At 58.2% G+C, this 23050-nt stretch carries 17 protein-coding genes; 15 read left to right on the top strand and 2 right to left on the bottom strand.

The genetic code is table 11. From position 1 onward, the window contains the following. Positions 1-60 precede the first annotated feature (60 nt). Together AB1L30_RS22765 and AB1L30_RS22760 are read right to left on the bottom strand one after the other, a co-directional pair. Positions 61-1824, bottom strand: coding sequence for a bifunctional diguanylate cyclase/phosphodiesterase (locus AB1L30_RS22765; RefSeq protein ID WP_367016293.1), 1764 nt, complete (start codon positions 1822-1824; stop codon positions 61-63). Further along, positions 1817-2716, bottom strand: coding sequence for a hypothetical protein (locus AB1L30_RS22760; RefSeq protein ID WP_367016291.1), 900 nt, complete (start codon positions 2714-2716; stop codon positions 1817-1819). The genes AB1L30_RS22765 and AB1L30_RS22760 overlap by 8 nt, the downstream gene beginning before the upstream one ends. Positions 2717-3311: 595 nt before the next feature. Here AB1L30_RS22760 and AB1L30_RS22755 point away from each other — a divergent pair. From AB1L30_RS22755 to AB1L30_RS22685, 15 genes are all read left to right on the top strand, one after another. Then, the gene (locus AB1L30_RS22755) at positions 3312-4061 is read left to right on the top strand and encodes a hypothetical protein (RefSeq protein WP_367016289.1); all 750 of its coding nucleotides are present in this window, start codon (positions 3312-3314) and stop codon (positions 4059-4061) included. A 196-nt stretch (positions 4062-4257) separates the two neighbouring features. Then, on the top strand, positions 4258-6639 hold the full coding sequence (locus AB1L30_RS22750) for a VIT domain-containing protein (protein WP_367016287.1): 2382 nt from the start codon (positions 4258-4260) through the stop codon (positions 6637-6639). A 401-nt stretch (positions 6640-7040) separates the two neighbouring features. Beyond that, the gene (gene pgsB / locus AB1L30_RS22745; RefSeq protein ID WP_367016285.1) at positions 7041-8234 is read left to right on the top strand and encodes a poly-gamma-glutamate synthase PgsB; all 1194 of its coding nucleotides are present in this window, start codon (positions 7041-7043) and stop codon (positions 8232-8234) included. Continuing rightward, on the top strand, positions 8231-8719 hold the full coding sequence (gene pgsC, locus AB1L30_RS22740) for a poly-gamma-glutamate biosynthesis protein PgsC (protein WP_367016283.1): 489 nt from the start codon (positions 8231-8233) through the stop codon (positions 8717-8719). The genes pgsB and pgsC overlap by 4 nt, the downstream gene beginning before the upstream one ends. Then, the gene (pgsW, locus tag AB1L30_RS22735) at positions 8716-9858 is read left to right on the top strand and encodes a poly-gamma-glutamate system protein (RefSeq protein WP_367016281.1); all 1143 of its coding nucleotides are present in this window, start codon (positions 8716-8718) and stop codon (positions 9856-9858) included. Before pgsC ends, pgsW begins: the two co-directional genes overlap by 4 nt. 365 nt (positions 9859-10223) lie before the next feature. After that, positions 10224-10877, top strand: a complete 654-nt coding sequence (locus AB1L30_RS22730; RefSeq protein ID WP_367016279.1) for a DUF6580 family putative transport protein — start codon at positions 10224-10226, stop codon at positions 10875-10877. Positions 10878-10971: 94 nt separating this feature from the next. Next, the gene (locus tag AB1L30_RS22725; RefSeq protein WP_367016277.1) at positions 10972-12348 is read left to right on the top strand and encodes a potassium transporter TrkG; all 1377 of its coding nucleotides are present in this window, start codon (positions 10972-10974) and stop codon (positions 12346-12348) included. Positions 12349-12354: 6 nt separating this feature from the next. Next, positions 12355-13020 (top strand): TrkA family potassium uptake protein, encoded by a 666-nt coding sequence (locus AB1L30_RS22720; protein ID WP_367016275.1) that lies wholly within the window; start codon positions 12355-12357, stop codon positions 13018-13020. Positions 13021-13406: 386 nt separating this feature from the next. Further along, complete coding sequence (locus AB1L30_RS22715) at positions 13407-14369, top strand: DUF1559 domain-containing protein (protein ID WP_367016273.1); 963 nt, start codon at positions 13407-13409, stop codon at positions 14367-14369. A 114-nt stretch (positions 14370-14483) separates the two neighbouring features. Beyond that, entirely contained in the window at positions 14484-14906 is a 423-nt protein-coding gene (locus AB1L30_RS22710; RefSeq protein ID WP_367016271.1) for a hypothetical protein, read from the top strand. Positions 14907-15432: 526 nt separating this feature from the next. After that, positions 15433-16914, top strand: coding sequence for a glycogen synthase GlgA (gene glgA, locus AB1L30_RS22705; protein ID WP_367016269.1), 1482 nt, complete (start codon positions 15433-15435; stop codon positions 16912-16914). Positions 16915-16943: 29 nt separating this feature from the next. Continuing rightward, positions 16944-17960 (top strand): galactose-1-phosphate uridylyltransferase, encoded by a 1017-nt coding sequence (gene galT / locus AB1L30_RS22700; protein ID WP_367016267.1) that lies wholly within the window; start codon positions 16944-16946, stop codon positions 17958-17960. Between the two features lie 163 nt (positions 17961-18123). Further along, positions 18124-20298: an alpha-amylase/4-alpha-glucanotransferase domain-containing protein gene (locus AB1L30_RS22695; RefSeq protein ID WP_367016265.1), complete on the top strand. Its 2175-nt coding sequence runs from the start codon at positions 18124-18126 to the stop codon at positions 20296-20298. Positions 20299-20562: 264 nt separating this feature from the next. After that, the gene (locus AB1L30_RS22690) at positions 20563-21768 is read left to right on the top strand and encodes a TlpA disulfide reductase family protein (RefSeq protein ID WP_367016263.1); all 1206 of its coding nucleotides are present in this window, start codon (positions 20563-20565) and stop codon (positions 21766-21768) included. A 115-nt stretch (positions 21769-21883) separates the two neighbouring features. Further along, positions 21884-23017 (top strand): TlpA disulfide reductase family protein, encoded by a 1134-nt coding sequence (locus AB1L30_RS22685; RefSeq protein ID WP_367016261.1) that lies wholly within the window; start codon positions 21884-21886, stop codon positions 23015-23017. The last annotated feature ends 33 nt before the right edge of the window (positions 23018-23050 follow it).

Raw genomic sequence — 23050 nt, 5'->3', positions numbered from 1 at the left:
CGTGGCATGAGAGTCGCCTGCGAAGATGCCCGCGACGTTTGGTCCGCGGGCACTTTTCGTTTAGACCCCGTTCAGTTCTTTGAAGGCGGCCAGGCGTTCTTTCCAGGGGCTGGGGAAGCTGAGGTAGCCTTCGACGGTGAAGGAGCTGCTGGTGAACAGTTCGAATTGGGCTTCGAAGTCTGCGGCCGAGAGTGGTTTCGAGAAGTAGTAGCCCTGGGCCGAGTGGCAGCCGAGCTCTTGCAGCACGGAAATCTGCTGGGGCACTTCGACCCCTTCGGCCACCATCTTCACGTTCAAGTTGCGGACCAGGATCGCCAGCGAGTGGACGATGGCGGCACGGTCGAACGAGTTCACGATGCGCGAGACCAGCGACATGTCGAGCTTGATCGTGTCGATCGGAAAGCTTTCGATCGCGGCGAAGGTCGACGTGCCGGTGCCGAAGTCGTCGATGGCGATCTTCACCCCCATCTGCTTCAACCGGTGCATCCGATCGATGACCAGCTCCATGTCTTTGTCGCCCAAGTCCTCAGTGATTTCCAGTTGAATCCGTTCGGTGGGAACGTCGGACGATTCGATGATCGTGCGGAACTTCTCGATCATATGCGGATCAGAGAACTGCTTACGCGACACATTCACGCTGATCAGTTCTGGTGCGGTGTGAGGATGGTCTTTGATCCACGAAGCCATCTGGTGCAACGATTCCTGCAGCACCCACGTTCCCAGGTCGAAGATCAGTTCGGTGTCTTCCGCGATCGGAACGAACTCGGCCGGGCTGATCGGGCCCATGATCGGATGAGTCCAGCGGAGCAGCGCTTCGGCACCTTCCAGTCGCCCGGTGTTGAGCGACAAGATCGGGTGATAGAAGACATGCAGTTGGTTGAAACGGATCGCGTCGCGAAGGTCTGCACTCAAGCGTGCGCGTCGGGTCAGGCGTTCGCGCATGGTTGGCTCGAAGTATTTCGTGCGGCCACGCCCTTCCGACTTGGCCTGGTACATGGCGGCATCGGCGTCGGCGAGCAGCTTCTCGGTTCCTTCCGACAGATCGCCTTGCAGCACCACGCCAATGCTGGCGGTTGCCGAAATGTTGGCACCTTGCAGGTAATACGGCAGACTGAGGGCCGTTTCCAACTGGCTGACCAGCGAACGGATCTTTTCGATGTCGTCGATGTCGCGGATCACGGCCACGAACTCGTCGCCGCCCAGCCGCGCGACCGCGCGGGTCGATTCCAGCGTGGGCAAGCCGCCTGGCAAGCCGAACACTTCCAACGAGCGTCGCCCGATCTCGCGGAGCAGTTCGTCGCCCACATTATGGCCGTGCAGGTCATTGGCCTGCTTGAACCCGTCAATATCGTAGAAGACCAGAATAGTCGAATGGCTGCTGAGCGCGTAACGCTCGAGATATTCCAACAGCCAGGCCCGGTTCGGCAAGCCGGTCAAAAAGTCGCTGAGGGCCGCGTTGCGGAGGTTGATTTTGTCGAGCTCGATCGTCTTCTGGGCATAGATCAAGTCGGACAACATCTGGTTGCGTTCTTTCAGCAGTTTCAGCGATTCGCGGTAACGGCGAATGAAGAAGATGAAGCCGACCATCGCGAAGACATTCATCGCGATGACGATCTCATCAACTTCCCAGTTGTCGTGGGCCCTGCTTAGCTCAGCCACGGCTTCAAAGACATCGAACCAGATACACACGCCCAGCACGAACACGCCCACAAGCGACAGCACGATCAGGTCGGTCCACATCTTGCGTCGGAAACTTTCGCCGGCAGCCGTGTCTTGAATGGCCTGGTGGAACAGGTTTTCCGCAGGCACTGGATCGTTAGTCATCGTTTCCCCCAAACTCCAGCACCATCAGCGCGAAGACTCCGATATGAGGGGCGTCGTCGTTCAGGCCAATTGGTAGTGAAGCTCCTAGTTGCATGCCGCGGCTGGGCTTCCAGAACAAACCTGGAGCCAGCACGATTGGTTTCTTTTCTTCTTCCCACTGCAGTCCCAGTTCCAGCATCGGCACCCAGTTGCCCATCTCGGTGAAGGCCGAGAAGGCGACGTTGCCGGCCACTTCGGTTTCTTCCTGCGTATTCCCCACTTCCAAACGTCCTGTCACATTCAGCGCGACCGGGCCGAACTCTTGATAACCGACCACGTAGGGCGAATGCACCCACAGACGGTTCCCTTCGTCATCCAGTTCGGTTGCGACTTCAATGTCGTAACCAACACCAAACGCGCGGCGAATGTGCGGGTTGTTGTAGAAGTTGTAGTAGACCCCCATCTCGATCGCGTTCACGCCGCGCTCGAATTCGTCTTCCGGCGATGCCACGTCGAGCGGGCACTCGAACGAGACCTGGAAGCGATCGGTGATGCCATATTCGATCTCGAAAGGAACCTGGGCGTCGTTCAGCCACTCGTTCCCTTGGAAGTAACCGCTGTCGAACTGCAGTTCCCCCTTCTCTTGCGGATAGATACTCGTCCCCAAGAAGACTTCCTGAACGATCTGCGGGATCATGTCGTCCCGATCGTCCTGGTCGTCGTCGGCGAAGTCATCGTCTTCGTCAGTGGCGAAGGGGCGATCGTCGTTTACGTCGGGCTGGTCTTCTTCCGCCAGCAACGGAATCGCCGGGAACGATGGCCCTGGCCCAGCTTGCTGAGCGCCTGCCACGTTGACGAGAATCGCCGCCGATATAAAGACCGCCAGCGCGGCCAGATGCTGTCTCAATACCATCAGAGCATTGCCCAAAACTGCTAGACGTCCACTGGATATTTTGGGTGGTACGTTCGTTGAAACTCTGGGATATCAACGACTTTCTCGCGGCCGAATTCCTAGCAATCCAGGGTCACTTTGCGGGTACCCGACACCAAAAGCTGGGGGGATCAGTGCATCCAGGAAAGTACCCAACGAGCATTAGCTAGCTCGCAAATTCCAGTTCCCAAGCAGGCAGCGATCCCCTGCGCATCCCGCGCAAGAGAGGGTTCCTCTTCGTCACGAATTGAGCCGCAGCTTGAGCCACGCCTTGAGCCAGACATTGAGCCACGGTGTGAGCCACCACTTGAGCCACGGGGTGCGCACGCGTTGAGCCATATAGAAGAAGAAAAAGAAGAACAAGAAGAACCAAAACTCAAGAAGAACAAAAAGCCCCAAGGGGGCCCCTTTGGGGGAGAGCTGGCGAAAGAGCCTGGGAGGCAGGAAGTCGCCGGAACGAAGAGTCGCGGGGTGGGGTTTGGTTCGATTCGGCTGGATATGGCTATCGGTGGATGCCGAAATTGCCTACAAGCGTTGTTTCGCATTCGCCGTTTCTCCAGCCCCTGCAGCTTGCCGGATGGAAACCTCCCTGCACAAAGCCCTGAAAGAACACTACGCCGGCAAGAAAGCCGAGACCGAGGTCCGTCTGGGTCGGTACATCATCGACGCCGTTGCTCGGGGTCAGTTGATCGAAGTGCAGTGGTCGGGCCTGGCTGCCATTCGCGACAAGATCCGCGAACTGTGCGACGAGCACCGGGTCCGGGTCATCAAACCGATCGTCGCTCGGAAGAAGGTCGTGAAGCGTGACAAGAAAGGGGGCGAGATCGTTTCGGCTCGCTATAGCCCGAAGCGCTGCGACCTGTATCACGTCTTCGAGGAACTGGTTCACTTCACCAACGCGTTTCCGCATCCGAACCTGACCCTCGAGATCCCGCTGATCGAGATCGAAGAGATTCGCTACCCAGGGCATGGCAAACGCCGACGCCGTCGCGAGAACGATTTCGTCGTGGAAGATCAACTGCTGACCGAGATCGTCTCGTCGCATCGCTTTCGCAAGGCGGCCGATCTCCTGAAGCTGCTGCCCGCCGGCTTGCCGCGGCAGTTCCACACCGGTGACCTGGCCCAGCAGTTGGCTCGCCCTCGCTGGATCGCCCAGAAGATGGTCTACACCCTTCGCAAGACAGGCGCCCTGGGTGTGGTGGGGAAAGAAGGCAACTCGATTCTGTACGCCAAGCAGCGAGCCGCCGTTTCGAAGCCTGCCGTTTCCAAGGCCAAAGTTGGCAAACCGGCTCCGGCCAAGATCGTCGCGAAGATCGAGGCGGCGTAAGTCGCTCGGTCAGGCCAACTTCCTGCGTCGGATCCCCCTGCTCCGATGTTCGCTGCACCAGGCCATTTTGCGGCTGAACATGGCGGAGCGTAAGATTTTTCTGCCGCGGCGGAAACCTAATCGCGAGCCGGTTCGTCTTTACTGGCAGACCAGGAACCGAACGCGAACCTTCTCTCCGCTTTGGGAGTTTTCCCCCATGTCCCGCATTGCTTTGATCGTCCGGTCGTTGTTGTCGTCGCTCGGCGTATTGCTGTTGGCTGGCACCTTATCGGCTCAAGGGGTGATTGTGATTCATCACCCGCATCCGATTCCGCTGCCACGTCCCATTCCGCGACCGATGCCGACGCCTCCTCCGCAGTCGTACAAGATCAGCAAGCTGGAAGTGAACGCGAAGGTCACCGATCAGGTCGCCCAGGTGCAAGTCGCTCAGCAGTTCACCAACACCGGCAGCCGGCAGATGGAGGTCTCGTTTCTGTTTCCGTTACCTTACGACGGAGCGATCGACAGCCTGACGTTGATGGTCGATGGCAAGGAATTCCCTGCCAAGCTGCTGCCGAAAGACAAGGCCCGCGAAGTGTACGAGTCGATCGTGCGGACCAACAAAGATCCGGCACTGTTGGAATGGACCGGCACCGGCATGTTTCAAACGAGCGTCTTTCCGGTTCCGGCCGGGGCCAGTCGCGAGGTCAACATCACCTATTCGCAGTTGCTGAAGAAGGATGGCCGGCTGACCGATTTTCTGTTCCCGCTATCGACCGCCAAGTACACCGATCGCCCGATCGAGAAGGTCAAGGTTCGCCTCGCTTTGGAAAGTGCGAGCCGGCTGAAAAGCATCTACAGTCCCACGCATGAAGTCGACATCCAACGCAATGGCAAGCAGCGGGCAGTCGTCACGTTCGAGCAAGATCACTTCATCCCGACCAGCGACTTCCGTCTCTTCTTTGAAAGCAACGATCAGAAGCTTTCGGCCAGCGTAATCAGTTATCGTCCGAGCGACGACGAGGAAGGCTTCTTCCTGATGCTCGCTTCGCCGCCGCCCCGTAACGAGAAAGAAGAACCACCGAAGAAGACGGTGCTGTTCGTGGTCGATCGTTCTGGCAGCATGAGTGGCGACAAGATGGACCAGGCCCGCGAAGCCGCCAAGTACGTGCTGAACCATTTGAACGAGCACGATCTGTTCAACATCGTCGCCTACGACAGCGATGTCGAAAGCTTCCGTCCCGAACTTCAAAAGGCGAACGCCAGCAGCATCGAAGAAGCGATCGGCTTTGTCGATGGCTTGTACGCCGGCGGCAGCACCAACATCGACGGTGCGTTGAGCTCGGCGATGAAGATGGTGCAAGACGACGATCGCCCTTGCTATATCTTGTTCCTTTCCGATGGTCGCCCGACGCATGGCGAAACGAACGAGATGAAGATTGTCGAGAACGCTCGGAAGCATAACCAGCACGATGCCCGGATGATCAACTTCGGCGTCGGCTACGACGTGAACAGCCGCCTGATGGATCGCCTCTCGCGCGAGATCAAAGGGCAAAGCCAATACGTCCGGCCAGATGAAGATCTGGAAGAGCACGTCGCCCGGCTGTACCGCAAGATCAACGCCCCGGTGATGACCGACGTGAAGATCAAGTTCGACCTGGAAAATGGGGGCAACAACTTTGTGAATCGTCTGCTTCCGAAACAGGTCGTCGACTTGTTCGACGGAGAACAGTTGGTGCAAGTTGGCCGCTACAAGAAGGCGGGCAACGCCAAGATCACCATCAGTGGCAAGGTGAACGGCAAGACCGAGAAGTTCGACTTCCCGGCGAAGTTTGTCGAAGAGAGCCACGACCAGTCGCACGCCTTCGTCGAGAAGCTGTGGGCCGTTCGCCGGATTGGCGAGATCATCGACCAGATGGACCTGCACGGACAGAACGACGAGCTGATGACCGAACTGGTCACATTGTCGACCGAGCATGGCATTCTGACCCCTTACACCAGCTTCCTGGCGGACGAGAACCAGTCGGTCGAAGAGCTGGCCTTGTCGCGACGTGGTAGCGGGATGGGTCTCGAACGTTCGCGTGTCGAGGCCGAGAAGCTGGCCGAGACGACCGGGCGATCCGCCTTCTCGCAGCGCGACTTCAAGTCGCGTTATCAGAACGCCCAAAACGCCCCGGCAGCGACCGCTCCGGCACCTGCCTTCTCGAAGAACGCCCCAGCCGACAGTGCCGGTCAAGGGATGGGGGGCTTCGGTGCCATGTCAGGCAGCAGACCTGGCCGCGGGATCGGCAACGCTGCATCGGCCGTGACCGGTCCGGTGATGCAGGATACCGAGACCGACGAGCTGAAGGTGGTCGAATCGGTCCGGAACATCGGCAACCGCACGCTGTACTACCGCAACAAGACCTGGGTCGACGAAGAAGCGGCTGCGGCGGTCGAAAAGAAGAAAGACGCCGTCGTCGAGATCGAACAGTTCAGCCCGACCTACTTCGAGCTGGTCGCCAAGAACACCAAGGACGAGAACCTGGTGCTCTCGCAGCAGCGTCCTGGCGAGCAGTTGCTGGTCAAGCTTCGCGGGAAGGTCTACCTGATCAAGTAAGCTGGCAGCCGACGATAGCGTCGGCCAGCGATCATTCACCATGGCCGAGGCAGCCATCCTGGGCCGGCAGCAAGCATATGCTGCCGGCCTTTTTTCGTGCCAAGTCAGGCTGCGGGTAATCGCGTTATCGGAAATTTTCGTTTTCCCTGCTTTCCCTCCAGTTGACGCTGGGAAAAAACGATACATACTTCCGAAATCGACACCTGACCGTGTTTCTAAGAGGCCTTCTCACCTCCCCCAAAGCGGTCCGGATCAATCGCGTTTCAGGCGGAACGGGTCGATCGTTCTCGCGGTGATTTCCAGCACGCACCAGTGCTAAGTGGCAGGTCGGTCCTCGGGATGACCCTTGCCGCGATCCGACATTCTCCGAGGTCCCTTAGGCACCCCATTGCCTAGGCCCCATGGCAACTATTGTTTTGCTGATCACTACCGGTCTGTTGATCGGTTACGGGGTTTGGGAGCTGTACCGACATCGGCAACGGCTCGCCAAGATTCCGATTCGCGTCCATGTCAACGGAACGCGTGGTAAATCGAGCGTCGCCCGGCTGATTGCCGCCGGCCTGCGCGCATCGGGCATGCGTACCTGTTGCAAGACGACCGGCACCCTGCCGCGGATGATCGTCCCCAACGGTACCGAGTACCCGGTCTTTCGTCCTTCCAAGGCTAACGTCATCGAACAGGTTCGCATCGTCGATATGGCGGTCGAGTTCGAAGCGGAAGCCCTCGTGATCGAGTGCATGGCGCTGCGGCCGAACCTGCAGTGGCTGTGCGAATCGAAGCTGGTTCGCGCGACGCATGGTGTGATCACCAATGCCCGCGAAGACCACTTGGACGTGATGGGTCCGACCGAAAAGGACGTGGCGTGGGCCTTGGCCGGCATGGTTCCGGTAAAGACCAAGCTGTTCACCGCCGAGCGCGACCACCTGGACGTGTTCGCCCATGCCTCGAAAGACCGCTCGACCCAGCTGGTCGCCGTGACGGAAGAAGATGTCGACGCGATCACACCGCTCGACCTAGCTGGCTTCATGTATGTCGAACATGCCGAGAACGTCGCTTTGGCGCTCAAGGTGTGTGCCGACCTGGGTGTCGACCGGGCCGTCGCACTTCGCGGGATGTGGGCCGCCAAGCCTGACCCAGGCGCGATGACCGCTCACGAGATGGACTTCTTCGGACGGCAGATCAACTTCGTCAACGGTTTTGCGGCGAACGATCCAGAGTCGACCGAACGCATCTGGAAGATGGCCCTCCAGCGTTATCCGGAAGTCGAACGCCGGGTGCTGGTGGTGAACTGCCGCCAGGATCGCCCCGACCGCTCGCAGCAGTTGGGGACCTCGGTCACCAAATGGCCGCCAGCCGATTACTACGTGTTGATTGGAACCGGAACGTACATCTTCGCCAAAACGGCGACAGAAGCCGGGATCGATCCGCTGAAACTTGTGTTCGCCGAAGACATGGCCGCTCCGGACATCTTCGAGACGATTTTGGAATACTCGGGCAAAACCTCGCTGATCATGGGAATCGCGAACATTGGTGGCGTCGGTCTCGACGTCGTTCGCTACTTCGCTAATCGCAGTACACAGAAGACCTTTAAATGACGGGGATTATCACAGTCGCAATCGGGGTTGGCCTGGCCGTCAGCCTCGTGTTTTCCGAAGTGTTCGGATTGGCCGCCGGGGGCATGGTGGTCCCAGGCTACTTTGCGTTGTTCTTAGATCAGCCGGTGAATATCTGCATGACGGTCGTGGCTTCGCTGCTGACCTTCTTCCTGATTCACCTGCTGTCGAACATTGTCATCGTGTATGGCAAACGCCGCACGGTGCTGATGATTCTGGTGGGCTTCCTGGTTCGCTCGCTGTTCGATGCCTTGCCGGTGTGGGCCTTGGCCCCGCTGCACGCACTGCAGATCAGTCCTGCCGAATCGACCGAGCATGTCCAAGTCATCGGGTACATCATTCCGGGCCTGATCGCCATTTGGCTCGATCGTCAGGGTGTGGTCGAAACCCTTAGCGCGTTGTTTATCGCTTCGACCGCCATTCGTTTGATCCTCATTCTGGCCTTCGGTACGGAACTCCACCTGTGAAGAAGATTTATTGGCGACCTAAAACCGTCTCGCGTACCGCGCTGATGCTGATCGCGTCGGTCGCGGTGGCCGGCCTGGCCATCGTCGAGAACGTGCGTGTCGATCGCAAGACACGCTATTACGAAGAAAAGCTGATCGCCACCGAAGCTGCCTCGAAAGGGATGGAAACGCTTTACCTGGCACGCGCCGAGTTGGGCTACGACGTCGATCCGTCGCTCGACCCAGGCCGCAGTGGCATGATCGGGCTGACCAACTCGCCGGTGACCAGCATGGTGGGCGACTTGCCATCGAAGCTGGCTTCGGCCAACCCCAACTTCGCGGCGATCTTTGTCGACATGCTGAAGGAAGTGGGCGTGCAAGAAGGGGACGTCGTCGCGGTCGGCATCAGCGGATCGTTTCCGGCGTTGAACTTGTGCATGCTGACCGCTTTGGAAACGGTGGGTGCCAAACCGATCGTGATTGCTTCGGCCAGCAGTTCGCAGTGGGGTGCTAATATCCCGGAACTGATGTGGCTGGACATGGAACGGATCTTGAATGAAGAACAGATCCTGTCGACTCGCAGCGTGGCTGCCTCGATGGGTGGCGACAACGATCGCGGTCTGGGCTTGCCTGAAAATGGCATCGAGATCGTTCGCAAGGCAATCGAACGGAACAAGCTGCCACTGATCGAAGCCCGCGTGAAGGAAAGCACCGATCAGCGCATGAAGCTGTATCGCCAGTACGCCGGCCAGAAACCAATCCGCGCCTACATCAACATTGGCGGCGGGGTGGTCTCGACCGGACGTGCCCTCGGCAAGCAGTCGTTCAAGACCGGCGTGAACCTGGTCCCTCCGCCGAACATCGACCAGATCGACGGCGTCGCGCCACGCTTCATTCAGGAAGGGGTGCCGGTGATTCACATCGTCAACGCCGCCCTGATCGCCGAAGAGAATGGCCTGCCGATTCCCCCGACCAGCTTCCCCGAGGTTGGCGTCGGTCCGGTGTTCGTCGTCAACGACTACAACAAAGCCTTGGCAGCCGTGCTGTTGGTGCTGATCGTGGGCGGCCTGTATGGCTTCATTCGGTCGGACATCGGCTTCCGCCTGCTGCGTGTCGCCTCGCCGAAAAAGACAAGCGGTCCCCCAGAACCGATGGTCTAGCCGGCTGGGGGTTTGCCTTCTTGGTAAACGCCAACCACTTCCCTCTCCCCTCAAACGGGAGAGGGACGGCGGAGTGGTTTCCTTGAATTCGACAATTCGCGTTGTCCATTTGACGAAACGCGCGTCCATTGCGACAAAGCGACTGTCAAACGCAGGCAACCTGTTGGAAACGCTTGGTTTAGGGGATCTCATCCCGAGATTCCCCACCCCGATCCCCTCGGCAGAAGCCTCTTCCTGCGGGGTAAATCGACGTAGGATGCGGGCGTTTGCTAGCTTCACGGGGAGAATGGTTGACGTTGAAGGCCCATTCTTACGATACTTGGGGGATAGAAACCCTTTAAAAGTAACGACTAACGAGACGTGGCATGCCCGATTCGACCTCAACTTCCGCTCAACGACCAACTTCGCTCCGCATCTGGTTGGTGGTCGGTTTGTGCCTGGCATACTGTGTCGCGATTCGTGTGCTGCCTTATGTTCTGACCGCGATGGGCACCCAGGCCGAATGGTTCACGATGAACTTTCCCTGGTCGTTGACCCCGATTCTGGCGGTTGGCTTGTTCGCCGGAGCGACCTTCCGCAATCCTTGGGTTGCTGGTGGTTTGTTGCTGGCAGCCTTGGTCGCGAGCGATCTGGGTATCTGGGCGGTGAGCGGTCACTTCAACTGGGCCTTCTACGTCGGCACGCCGTTCAACTATCTGTGCATGCTGGCGACGATTGGCTTGGGCCTGACGCTGCGAAACGATCGGAGCTGGATCCGTCCGATCGGCACCGGTCTGATGGCCGCGCTGATCTTCTTCGTGGTGACCAACTTCGCCTCGTGGATCACGCTGCCGGAATACACCAAAGATCTTTCGGGCCTGGCCAGCTGCTACGTCGCGGCCATCCCGTTCTTCCGTAATATGATGATTGGCACCGTGGTCGGAACGGTTCTGCTGTTCAACCCAGTGGTGCTCAGCTTGCTGCTGCCAGGGCAAAGCGGCGAAGTCGCCGGCAACCAAAGCCCATCGTTCGGACGATAACCAGGCATCGACGCCCAGCGGAACATGACGCGAACCAGCAAGGACTCTCCCCGGTTCGCTTCGCCATGATGGGTAATCTTTCGGCACTATCGCTATGCCTCAACTGACTGGCTCGATCGTCAAATACCCGGCGCGGAACCTGGTGACCTGGTACCTGGTTCTGATCATGCTCGGAACGCTGCTCCTGACGCTGCCGATCTGCCGCGGTTCTGGCTCGACGAATGTTTCGCTGCTGGATGCCTGCTTCACGGCGACCAGCGCCAGTTGCGTGACCGGTCTGGCGGTTCGCTCGACGCCGCATGGCTTCAGCTTTTGGGGCCAATTGGTGATCCTCTGCCTGATTCAGGTCGGCGGAATCGGGATCATGACGATCACGACCTTCACCATGTTCAACCTCGGCAGCAAACCGAGCCTTCGTGCGAGAGCGATCCTCACGGAAACCCTCGGGGCGAGCGACGATGCCGACCTGAAGTGGATTTTGCGGCACGTGTTAATGGTGACCGGCATTACCGAGGGTACCGGGTTTCTAATCTTGCTGGTCCGCAACTTGTTTCTGTACGACCCGCTGACCGCGGCGTGGCACGCGTTGTTCCATTCGATCTCGGCGTTCTGCAACGCCGGCTTCGCCCTGCACGACGACAGTCTGATGCAGTTTCAAGGCGACGTGGTGGTGAACCTGACGATCTCGGCCTTGATCATTGTCGGCGGGATCGGCTTTCCGGTGATGGTCGACCTGCATAAGAACTTTCCGCTGGGAATTACCCGAGGGTGGCAGAACCTGCACATCCATTCGAAATTCATGCTGACCGGGACGGCGTTCTTCCTGCTGATGGGTTTCAGCGGAACGCTGTTTCTGGAATGGGATGGCGTGCTCGATCAGATGCCGCTGTGGAAGAAGATGATGGTCGCCGGTTTCCATTCGGTGACCTGCCGCACTGCGGGCTTCAACACGATCGACCTCGCTTCGCTGACTAACGCGACGCTGTTCATCTCGATGATCCTGATGCTGATCGGGGCCGGGCCTTGCTCGACCGGTGGTGGCTTCAAGGTTTCGACCGTGGTGGTGATGGCCCTGCACGCGTGGAAGACCTTTCAAGGTTCGACCCGCATCAACTTCGCCCGCCGCACGATCCCTAACGAAGTGATCCAGGCCGCCACGGCGACTGCCCTGCTCTTCTCGGTGGTGGCGATCGCGGCACTGACCATGCTGCTGGTGGTCGAGCAATCGTCGATCCCGCATCCCAAAAGCCAGGGCGTGTTCCTCGATGCGGCGTTCGAGGTCGTTTCCGCCTTGGGTACCGTGGGCCTTTCGACAGGCCTGACCGGTACGCTTTCGATCATGGGTAAACTGATTATCATCGCGCTGATGTTCCTCGGCCGAATCGGTCCGATTTCGGTGTTCGCCGCGTTGTCGCGATCGGAACGAGCGGTGCCGGTCGAATACCCCAAAGAAGAACCTCTCATAGGATAGGCCGATATGCCTCCGGTGAAACATTTCTACATCTTGGGACTCGGTTCCTTTGGCGGAGCCTTGGCCAAGCAGTTGCATAAGAACGGCTGCCGCGTGACCGGCGTCGACAGCTCGCGCGAACGGGTCGAAGAAATCAAGGACGACCTGTACGAAGCGATCATCGCCGACGCGACCGATTACGACACGCTGCAGCACCTGTCGCTGAAAGATGCCAACGGTGTTTTCATCAGCATGGGAGAAGACATCAGCCCGTCGCTGCTCGCCACGCTGCATGCCAAGGAACTAGGCGCCAAACGCATCATCGTCAAAGGCGTGAGTCACGATCATGGCAAGCTGCTGAAAAGCCTCGGCGTCGAACGGGTCATCTTCCCCGAAGCCGAAATCGCCGCCACCTTGGCCGACCGCATGACGTGGCCCAACATCATCGACTTCCTGCCGATCGATCCGGAATACAGCTTCATGGAAGTCGCCGTACCCGACGGCATGATAGGCAAGTCGCTGATGCAGCTGAATCTGCGCCAACAGTACGGCGTGTGGGTTGTCGGCGTGAAAGATCCGATGACCGGCAAGCTCGAGATGTTCCCTGATGGCGGCTACTCGCTGGGGGTCGATCAACTGCTGTTGGTGGTCGGCAAACAGTCTTCGCTCGAGCAACTTCGCAACCAGGTCTAGCGACTGCGAAGCCAGCGACAACGCCTCGCTGCGCTGGCAACTTGTGCTCAAACATTCGGAAACGCCCCCTCGCTGATTCCGGGCGTTTCCAGGCCCGCGGCGCATCACACTAACTTCGCGCTGCCGAAACGACAACTGCGGGCCATGGCATTGGATGCGTCTGGCATCCAGCGACCTCTTTCACGTTTCGGGCCGCAGGACATCCAAGCCTGCTGATTGCAGATACGTCACGCGGCGATTGTCAAAACGTGACAAATTCCTGAATAACTTGCCATTTTTTTGTGGTTCCAGTAGAGTTGCCGGTCCACTCCTAGCGAATTGGCTACCCCTCATATTCATGGCTTTTAGTGGATACGCCAACGCAAACTCTTAACCAGGAATCGTCTATGTCTCTCCGGAACCAACGAACGAAGGCCGGTTTCACGCTGGTTGAATTGCTGGTCGTGATCGCCATCATCGGTGTGTTGATCGCCCTTCTATTGCCTGCCGTCCAGCAAGCGCGTGAAGCCGCGCGACGTATTCAGTGCACCAACCATTTGAAGCAGTGGGCGTTGGCCACGCATATGCATATCGACACCTACGCCGGCTGGTTTCCGCTGGGTGGCATGAATGGTACCAACAACCCAACCAAAGTGCAGAACGGCAATTCGTACCATCGCATCACGTGGGCCGTGCAGTTGTGGCCCTTCATCGAACAAGGTGCGTTGTACGATCAATACGACTTGAACCAGCACTTCCACGACGGTCCGAACATGGCCACGCTGCGTGTGCCGATCGACATGTACTATTGCCCTTCCGACAAAGTGGGTGCGACGCAAGATCAGAGCGACACCTATTGGCGTGTGATGGGTAACTACGTCGGCAACTTCGGCAACGCCCACTTGCACCATACGTCGTCTGACTCGGTGGCCTGGTTGGGTGCTCCGTTCCGGATTCGACACGTCTCGCGAATGAGCGAAGTCACCGATGGTACCTCGAACACGGCGCTGTTCTCGGAACTGCTGATCGCTTCGCCAGGCGGTCTGGACGACAACCGTGGCGACTTCCTCAACAACGAAGGCAGCCCTGGCTTCATGTCGCTGCTGACGCCCAACTCTTCGACGCCCGACCTGTGCCGTCAGTGCAAGGCTTCGACCATGGACCCCACCAGCAACGACTATCGCCGGATGCCATGCTCGACCGTCAGCCAGCCGCACGAAGCTTACAACGCGGCTCGCAGCAATCACCCCGGCGGCGTCCTGGTGGCCAACTGCGATGGCTCGGTCCGTTTTGTGGGCGAGACGGTCAATCAGTCGACGTGGGAAGGGATGCTCTCCGCATTTGGTGGCGAAGTGTTCGAAACCCCGTAAGTGGTTCCCTTGGCCTGAACGCCACGCGAAGGCCGCCGCATCGCAACCACGCATGCCGCGGCCTAAAGCGATTGGCTTCGATTCCGATCTGAATATCTCTCGCAGGAAAACCTCATGCGTACTCCCTCTTACTCGTTCCTGGTCCCCCTGATCGCTCTGTCGCTGTGCGTTGGCTGCAGCAGTGGCGGCAAGTCAGGCGAAGTCGAAGTGAAAGGCACCGTCACGATCGACGGCCAACCGATTCCGCGTGGCTCGCTTTCGTTCGTGGCAACCGACAAAGCCGCACCAACCGGTGGCGCGGTGATCAAAGATGGCCAGTTCATGGGCTTCACCATGCCTGGCGAAAAGAAGGTGGTGATCATCGGCAACAAGGTCGTCGGCCAAGAGAAGCTGTACGACACGCCTGACAGCCCGACACGCGACAAGCTCGAAAGTGTCGTTCCCGCCCAGTATGGTGCTCTCCAAACAACTCCGTTGACGGTCACCATCGATGGACCTCAAGACGACTTGAAGTTCGAGCTGACCAGCGGCAAGTAACGGCATAACCGTCCTCCAAGCAGAAGGGTCGCCCGGTTGTCAAAGGCCGGGCGGCCCTTTTTTTATTGGCTGCGAGATCCCCTTTCGTTGCTGCCATACCCAGCGCAATGTGGCGTCCAGAACCGCCGCATCGCGGTGCGGATCAGGCAGTTTGATTTGCCCGGCAAAAAATTGACGGATAAAATTACGCACGATTCGCGAAAAGCGGAAGTCGCGTTCTCCTACCTCAAGTCCTGCCTGTGGGCGATCCCTTACCACTAGCCCACCCTTCTGGCTGGAATGCCTCGATTTAGGCACCCTTAAGATTTATTTTCATTTGACACTTAAGGCCCATTGGGGGGATCCAATTTCCCACAATGCGTGTTTATAACGGTGCGAACGCCCCAACCTCCGAAAGGGCCTAATCGCCACATTCGACGAAAACCTCCTTTTTTCACAAGGCTATCCCGGTTGCACTTTTCATGTGTTATTATTTGACGCAACCTTGCTGATTACCGGAAGATAGCCACCCACGGAGCAATCCCTCTTGAACGTTCTCTTTGCCAGCAGCGAGGTTTTCCCGTTTGCCAAGACTGGGGGTTTGGCAGACGTAGGCGGCGCGCTACCAATCGCCCTGCAAGGGTTGGTCGATCAGGTTACGGTCATTCTTCCCGCGTTCCGACATATCTATAAGTCGGGACTGCCCATCGAAGAGTTGCCGATCTACTTCGACGTACCCGTTGGCGGTCAGGTTGCCTCGGGCCAGCTATTGCGATCGCATCTGCCGAATTCAGATGTCCCGATCTACTTTGTCAAAAACGACGAGTACTTCGATCGCCCTGAGCTTTATCGCGAAGCGGGAACCGACTACCAAGACAACTGCGAACGTTTCGTCTTCTTCTGCCGCAGCGTGCTGGAAGCGATTCGTCTGCTCGACCTGAAGATCGACCTGATCCACTGTAACGACTGGCAGACAGGTTTGATCCCGGCGTACTTGAACATTGAATACCGCGCTACGCGTGGTTACGAAGACATCTCCAGTGTCCTGACGATTCACAACATGGCCTACCAGGGTAATTTCTGGCACTGGGACATGCTGCTGACCGGGCTCGACTGGAAGTACTTCAACATGCATCAGATGGAGTTCTACGGCCATCTGAACTTCCTGAAGACCGGCATCGTCTTCGCCGACGCGATCACGACCGTCAGTCCCCGCTATGCTGAAGAGATTCAATCGCAGCCGATGGGTTGCGGACTGGAAGGTGCCCTGCGTGAACGTCGCAAGGTGCTCGAAGGGATCGTCAACGGTGTCGACTATACCCGTTGGGATCCTTCAGTCGACGACGCCTTGATTGCCAAGTACGACTTGAGCAACTGGGAAACGAACAAGCCACAGTGCAAGAAGGCCCTTCAGGAAGCTTTCCATCTGCCGACCAACCCCAACGTGCCGGTGATTGGCATGGTGGGACGCATGGCCGACCAGAAAGGCTTTGACCTGGTCGCCAAGGTGATTCGCGATCGTGCCAAGACCTGCGATTGCCAGTGGGTGATCCTGGGAACCGGCGAACCGCATCACGAAGCGATGCTCAAAGAACTGAACGCCCTGTACCCGAACAAGATCGGCGTGCGTGTCGAGTTCTGCGAAGCGAAAGCGCGCCGCGTAGAAGCGGGTGCCGACATGTTCCTGATGCCAAGCTTGTACGAGCCATGCGGGCTGAATCAGCTCTACAGTCTGCGTTACGGCACGGTGCCGGTTGTTCGAGAAACGGGCGGTCTGGCCGATACGATCACCAACATGACTCCGGCCACACTCGAAACAGGCACCGCCAATGGTTTCAGTTTCCGCGAGTACACTGCCGAAGCGTTGCAGGACATCCTGGAACAAGCCATCACCACTTATCGGGAACAGCCTGATACCTGGAAGCAGATTGTCGAAACCGGCATGTCCCAGGACTGGTCGTGGGATCGTAGTGCCCAGCAGTACATTGAACTCTATCAAAAGACGATCGAAGCCCGACGTTCCCTGTAACGCCGGGCTCCGCCGACAAGGATGTCGCCGTGAGTCGTAGCTCTGACAATCAACTTCGCCGAGACCCGCTGCTCGGCTTTGAAGTCGTCGTCGCCGAGGGACGTGAAGATCGTCCGCAGCAATGGAAGGCCTCGATACCGGCACCTTCCGCCATGCGTTGCCCTTTCTGCGGCGGCCATGAAGACGCCACTCCGCACGAACGACTCGTTCTGCCAGGCAACCTGTCGCGCACCAGCGATCACTTGCCATGGGAAGTGCGCGTGCTGCCGAACATCTACCCTTCGCTCTCGCCGAACTTTCCGGACAAAGCCGATTCGGCGGACGACTTCTATCAGACGCGTTCGGCCAGCGGCGTGCAGGAAGTGATCGTCGAATCGCCCGAGCACGTGACGTCGTTCTCGCGCTTGCCCGATCGCAACGCGGTGCTGACCTTTCAGGCGTATCAGATGCGACTGAACGCGCTGCGTGAAGAAGGCCGTTGTCGCTATGTGCAGTTGTTCAAAAACAACGGACCGGCGGCTGGGGCTTCGCTGGAGCATGTCCACAGTCAGCTGATGGCGACCAAGGTCGTGCCGCCGATTGTCCAGCATGAACTGAACGCCAGTCACGAATACTTTCAGCGTACCGGCCGCTCGTTCTGGAGCGACCTGATCGAGCGCGAACTGGCCGACGGATCGCGGATCGTTTACGCCGACGACAACCTCGTTGCGTTCTGTCCTTATGCCTCGCGATTGCCGCTAGAGATGTGCATTCTGCCGCGGCAACCTCAGGCCGATTTCGGGGACGCAAATTCTACGCTGTTAGAACAGCTTGCCTTGTTGTTGAAGTCGCTGGTCGGGCGAATGGAAAAGGCATTAAATTTCCCGGCATATAACTACCTGATTCACACGTTGCCGTTTGACACATTCCCTGCGGATCACTATCACTGGCATGTAGAGGTTTTGCCACGTGTAACGGTTAGGGCCGGGTTCGAGTGGGGCACGGGTCTGTACGTGAATCCTGTTTCTCCAGAGCGGGCAGCTCAACTCCTTCGCCAGCCGGCCTGATCGATACGGACCGCACGACCCCTCTAGTTTAGGGTGACTCGTCCGGCAAAGTCGTTTAGAAAAGCTAGCTAAAGGGCAATGGTTCTGCCGATTCGTCGTGTATCGATCAGGCGAACACCGCCGAAAACCTCCCCGACTCCCAGGAAACTCCCCCGAGAAACCTATGAACAACACGATCCGTCTGTGCCTGGTACTGCATAACCATCAACCGATCGGCAACTTTGATGGCGTCTTCGAGCAGGCTTACCAGGACAGTTACCTTCCTTTCCTGGACGTCTTCGACTGCTACCCAGATATCAAGATCGGCCTCCACACCAGCGGTCCGCTGATGGAATGGCTGGACGTTCACCATCCTGAATACCTCGATCGCCTGGCTGCCCATGTCCGTAGCGGCCGCATCGAAATCATCGGTGGTGTTTTCTACGAAGCCATTCTGCCGATGATCCCGCCGCGCGATCGCGTCGGTCAGATCTCGACCTACACCCAGTGGCTGACCAATCGCCTGGGCGCCAAGATCCAGGGCATGTGGATGCCAGAACGGGTCTGGGAACAGCCGCTCACTTCCGACATTGCCGATGCCGGAATCCAATACACGATCCTGGACGACTTCCACTTCAAGAACGCCGGCATCCCGCAAGACGATCTGTACGGTTACTACGTGACCGAAGAATGCGGCAAGCTGTTGTCGGTCTTTCCTGGCAGCGAACGCCTGCGATACCTGTTGCCATTCGCACCAGCACAAGACACCATCGAATACATGCGTAGTGTCGCCAACCAGTTCCCGAACTCGGTCCTGGTCTTCGGTGACGACGGCGAGAAGTTCGGTACCTGGCCCGACACCAAGGCACACGTCTACGATCGCGGCTGGTTGGCCCAGTTCTTCGAACTGCTGACCGCTAACAAAGATTGGCTGCTGACGACTACCTTAGCCGAAGCAACCGAAGCCCTGGCTCCGGTCGGCAAGACCTACATCCCAGAAGGCAGCTACCGCGAAATGACCGAGTGGGCGATGCCAGCCGCTCAGCAGGTTGAATTTGAAGACCTGGTCCACTCGCTGGAACATGACGCCAACTGGCCGAACATCAAGAAGTACATCCGTGGCGGTTACTGGCGTAACTTCAAGGTTCGCTACCCCGAAACGGACGAAATGTACTGCCGTGCCTTGGGCATCAGCAATCGCCTGGCCGCTGCCGAAGCCAACGGCTGCGACTCGCAACTGCTCGCCCAGGCCAAGACCGAACTGTATCGTGGTCAGTGCAATTGCAGCTACTGGCACGGTGCCTTCGGTGGCACGTACCTGCCGCACCTTCGCAATGCGGTCTACAAGCATCTGATCGCCGCCGACAACCTGCTCGATCAAGCCGAACACAAAGGCAGCAACTTCATCGAAGCGGAAGTCGCCGACTTCAACCTCGATGCTCGCCAGGAAGTTCGCCTGGAAGACGACAAGCTGATCGCTCTGCTGGCTCCGGCCACCGGCGGCATGCTGTACGAACTCGACATCCGTTCGATCTGCCACAACCTGCTGGCCACCTTGTCGCGTCGTCCCGAAGCGTATCACCGCAAGGTGCTCGCCGGTCCGTCGTCGGGCAATGGCGAAGTCGCGTCGATCCACGATCGCGTGGTCTTCAAGCAGGAAGGCCTCGACAAGATGCTGCAGTACGACAACCACCAGCGCAAGATGTTGGTCGATCACTTCTTCGACAACAACGCTTCGCTGGACCAAGTCGCGCTGAACAACGCTATGGAACGTGGCGACTTTGTCGGATCGCCATTTGAAGCAAAGATCCGCCGCAACCCCGATCGGATCCAGGTCCAGATGTCGCGTAGCGGCAATGCCTGGGGTATCCCGCTGAAGATCACCAAGGGTGTCACCATGTCGGCCGGCAGCAGCACGCTGGAAATCGCCTACATGCTGGAAGGCCTGCCACAAGATCAGGTCCTGCACTTCGCCGTGGAAATGAACATGGCCGGTCTCCCATCGGGTGCCGACGATCGTTACTTCCACCAGGCCAACGGCAACAAGCTGGGCCACCTCGGTACCAACCTCGACCTGCACGAAGTCCAAGACCTCGGTCTGAAGGACGAATGGCTCGGCGTCGATTGCCGCTGGAGTGCCGATCGTCCGACCAGCGTGTGGACCTTCCCGATCTCGACCGTCAGCCAATCGGAAGGTGGCTTCGAGATGGTTCACCAGAGCGTCTGCATGATGCCTCACTGGTGGGTCCAAGGCGATGCCGAAGGCCGCTGGAGCGTTGTTATGCAGTTGGAAATCGACACCGCTCTGGCCGAAAGCCGCATGCCGCAAGACGTTCGCGAAAGCGTCAACGCAAGCTAAGCGTTGCTCGTGGCCGCTCAGGGGGAATCCACCCCGCTCGAAACGACCAGAACATCCCATCCATCGTGGTGGGATGTTTCGTTTCTTGCGAGCTCGAATTGGCCACCAAGGTGAAACTTGGCACCTTTCTGACACGACTTACGCAAAATCGTAAATATCGTAGTTGGTCTCTCGGCCAACCACTTTTACAATGTCGTGTATTAAATAGCGCGAGGGCGGACGCGTTCGTACTCTTAGCCAGAAACCAGAAACAGGGAGTTAGCGATGAAGTTCGCTTGGAAATTGAGTTGGTCCACAACGCTGGCCATCGGTCTGTTGGGTAGTGCCAGCCTTGTTCACGCTGCCGAAGAAGATGCCAAGCCGGCAGCCACGGTCGAAGCAAAGCCCGAAGCGGCCGCCGAAGCGGATTCGGAAGAAACCAAGAAGCCTATCGACGTCATGAACGAAGCCTTTGCTGTGGCTCGTACCGGCGGCCCTGACAAGCTCCCGATTCCAGCACGTTTCGCCAAAGCGGCCGAAATGTTCGACGAAGTCTGGACCATGGATCTGACGCCGGAAGAAAAAGTCCGCGCGATGAACATGAACGTCAGCTTGCTGATGGCGCTGAAGAACTCTGGCGATGCCGAAGCGGGCAAGAAGGCGATGGCCATGCTCGAAAAGTTCAGCAGCAGCGAAGATGAAGACGAAAAGGTGGTCGAATCAGCCAAGACCGCGCTGATGAACATGAAGCTCAGCATGTTGGCAGAGCTACCTGCCGACGAACGTGAAGCCGTCATCAACGGCATCAAGACACCAATTCTCGAAAGCGAACCATCGCCAGCAACCGCTCAGCAAGCCGCTCAGTTGGCTCGTGCTTTGTCGCGTAGCATGGAACCAGCCGAGGCCGCCGCGGAAGTGCTTGTCCTCGCCGCTCACTTCAAAGATGCCGACGATCCAAAGCTTGCCAAAGCGTACGAACGTATGGTTGGTCTGAGCAACCGTCTGCTACTGCCAGGCAACCCGATCGAAATCACCGGCACCACGCTGGATGGTGAAGACCTGGCGTTTGCTTCCAAGTTCAAGGGCAAGACGGTCGTCGTCGACTTCTGGGCAACCTGGTGTGGTCCTTGCATCGCCGAGTTCCCAAACATGAAGCGTCTGTACGAGATCTATCACCCACACGGTTTTGAAATCGTCGGCATCAGCCTGGACGACACCCGTGAAAAGGTTGCGACCTTCGTCGAAGAACGCGAACTGCCATGGACCATCGTCTACACCGAACGTGGCGAAGGCGAACGTGGCTGGGATGACAAGAACGCCGTGTTCTACGGTGTCGATGCGATCCCCACGATGATCTTCGTCGGTAAGGATGGCAAGGTTCAGTCGCTGACCGCTCGTGGTCATCAGCTCGACCAGTTGCTGGCCGAAGCCTACCCAGACGTCGAAGTTCCAGCCGAAGAAGAAAAGAAAGAAGAAGCTGCCAGCGAATAAGCCTGGCTGCCGTCACCCAATTCGTTGAGTGACAACGCTTTCCCCGATAAGCTGAATGGCTGCTTGAGTTTTCAAGCAGCCATTTTTCATGCCCTGATGGAACCGAAGGATCGTCATGATGTTCGGCCTCTCTCCCCTGCTCCGAGTCTTGCTGACCGGTTGGATCATCGCATTTTCGTCCGTCAGCTTGTCGGCCGAACCTGCAGCCGACCAGCCCGCCGCCGAAGAACCTTCCCCCGTCGAAGCCGTGTTGATCAAGGCTCGCGAGGCAGCCCAGCCACGCACCAGCGACGATCTGTTGGAAGCGGCCAAACTGATCGATCAGGTCTGGGATCTTCAACCGAGCCCGGAAGAAGAGACCAAGGCGATGAAAACGAAGGCCCGCTATCTCTATCAGGCCGGCGCGGCTGGCAACCAGGGAGCCCGTTTCGACGCGAAGAACTTCCTGGAACAGAAAAGCCACAGTAAGGTTCCGCAAGTCGCGATCGCCGCCCGTTGCTCACTACTGGAATATCAACTGCAAGAGATCATCACGCTGCCCAATCGCGAGAAGCAACTCTACTTCGATCAGGCAGAGGCCTGCGTCCTCGAGAACCCTCCGTCGACCGCCACCGGCGACCTTGCGTTCCTGCTGATCGATAGCGTGCATGGTGTGCATGGCCCGGTCGTTGCCGGCAAGCTGGCCTCGAAGATCGCCCAGCACTTTGCCGGCATCCAAACGAAACCGCTGGCGACCTACTCGCAGTTTCTAGCAGGGATGGCTAATCAACTGGCCTTGGTCGACACACCGATCGAAATCAAAGCGACGCGGCTCGATGGCACCCCACTCGATGTCGCCCAAGACCTGCAAGGCAAGATCGTGCTGATCGACTTCTGGGCGACCTGGTGTGGTCCTTGCATCCGCGAGTTCCCCGAGTTGAAACGTCTGTACGAGATCTATCATCCGCACGGGCTCGAGATCGTCAGCATCAGTCTCGACGACACCCAAGAGCCGGTCACGCAGTTCCTGAAAGAACGCGAGTTGCCATGGACCTTCGTCTGGGATGCCCCGCCCGAAGGAACGCCTGGCTGGTTCAATCCCAACGCGATGCGCTACGGTGTGCGCGGCATTCCTGCGATGTTTCTGCTGGGGAAAGATGGCAAGGCGATTGCGCTTTCTGCTCGCGGGCGGCGGCTGACGAAGCTGCTGAAAGAGGTCTTTCCTGACGTGGAAGTACCTGCCGAAAAGCCCGCCGACGAAACACCTTAAGTGCTTCCGATGCCGACGTTTGGTCGTGGCAAT

This window comes from Bremerella sp. JC817, assembly GCF_040718835.1.
Lineage (GTDB): Bacteria > Planctomycetota > Planctomycetia > Pirellulales > Pirellulaceae > Bremerella.
Note: the sequence above shows the minus strand (reverse complement) of the source record. Positions and strands in the feature narration are given on the sequence as shown.

Coding starts and splice junctions, on each gene's coding strand:
- AB1L30_RS22765 (WP_367016293.1), bottom strand. CDS start 1,824: ATGACTAACGATCCAGTGCCTGCGGAAAACCTGTTCCACCAGGCCATT.
- AB1L30_RS22760 (WP_367016291.1), bottom strand. CDS start 2,716: ATGGTATTGAGACAGCATCTGGCCGCGCTGGCGGTCTTTATATCGGCG.
- AB1L30_RS22755 (WP_367016289.1), top strand. CDS start 3,312: ATGGAAACCTCCCTGCACAAAGCCCTGAAAGAACACTACGCCGGCAAG.
- AB1L30_RS22750 (WP_367016287.1), top strand. CDS start 4,258: ATGTCCCGCATTGCTTTGATCGTCCGGTCGTTGTTGTCGTCGCTCGGC.
- pgsB (WP_367016285.1), top strand. CDS start 7,041: ATGGCAACTATTGTTTTGCTGATCACTACCGGTCTGTTGATCGGTTAC.
- pgsC (WP_367016283.1), top strand. CDS start 8,231: ATGACGGGGATTATCACAGTCGCAATCGGGGTTGGCCTGGCCGTCAGC.
- AB1L30_RS22730 (WP_367016279.1), top strand. CDS start 10,224: ATGCCCGATTCGACCTCAACTTCCGCTCAACGACCAACTTCGCTCCGC.
- AB1L30_RS22725 (WP_367016277.1), top strand. CDS start 10,972: ATGCCTCAACTGACTGGCTCGATCGTCAAATACCCGGCGCGGAACCTG.
- AB1L30_RS22720 (WP_367016275.1), top strand. CDS start 12,355: ATGCCTCCGGTGAAACATTTCTACATCTTGGGACTCGGTTCCTTTGGC.
- AB1L30_RS22715 (WP_367016273.1), top strand. CDS start 13,407: ATGTCTCTCCGGAACCAACGAACGAAGGCCGGTTTCACGCTGGTTGAA.
- AB1L30_RS22710 (WP_367016271.1), top strand. CDS start 14,484: ATGCGTACTCCCTCTTACTCGTTCCTGGTCCCCCTGATCGCTCTGTCG.
- AB1L30_RS22695 (WP_367016265.1), top strand. CDS start 18,124: ATGAACAACACGATCCGTCTGTGCCTGGTACTGCATAACCATCAACCG.
- AB1L30_RS22690 (WP_367016263.1), top strand. CDS start 20,563: ATGAAGTTCGCTTGGAAATTGAGTTGGTCCACAACGCTGGCCATCGGT.
- AB1L30_RS22685 (WP_367016261.1), top strand. CDS start 21,884: ATGATGTTCGGCCTCTCTCCCCTGCTCCGAGTCTTGCTGACCGGTTGG.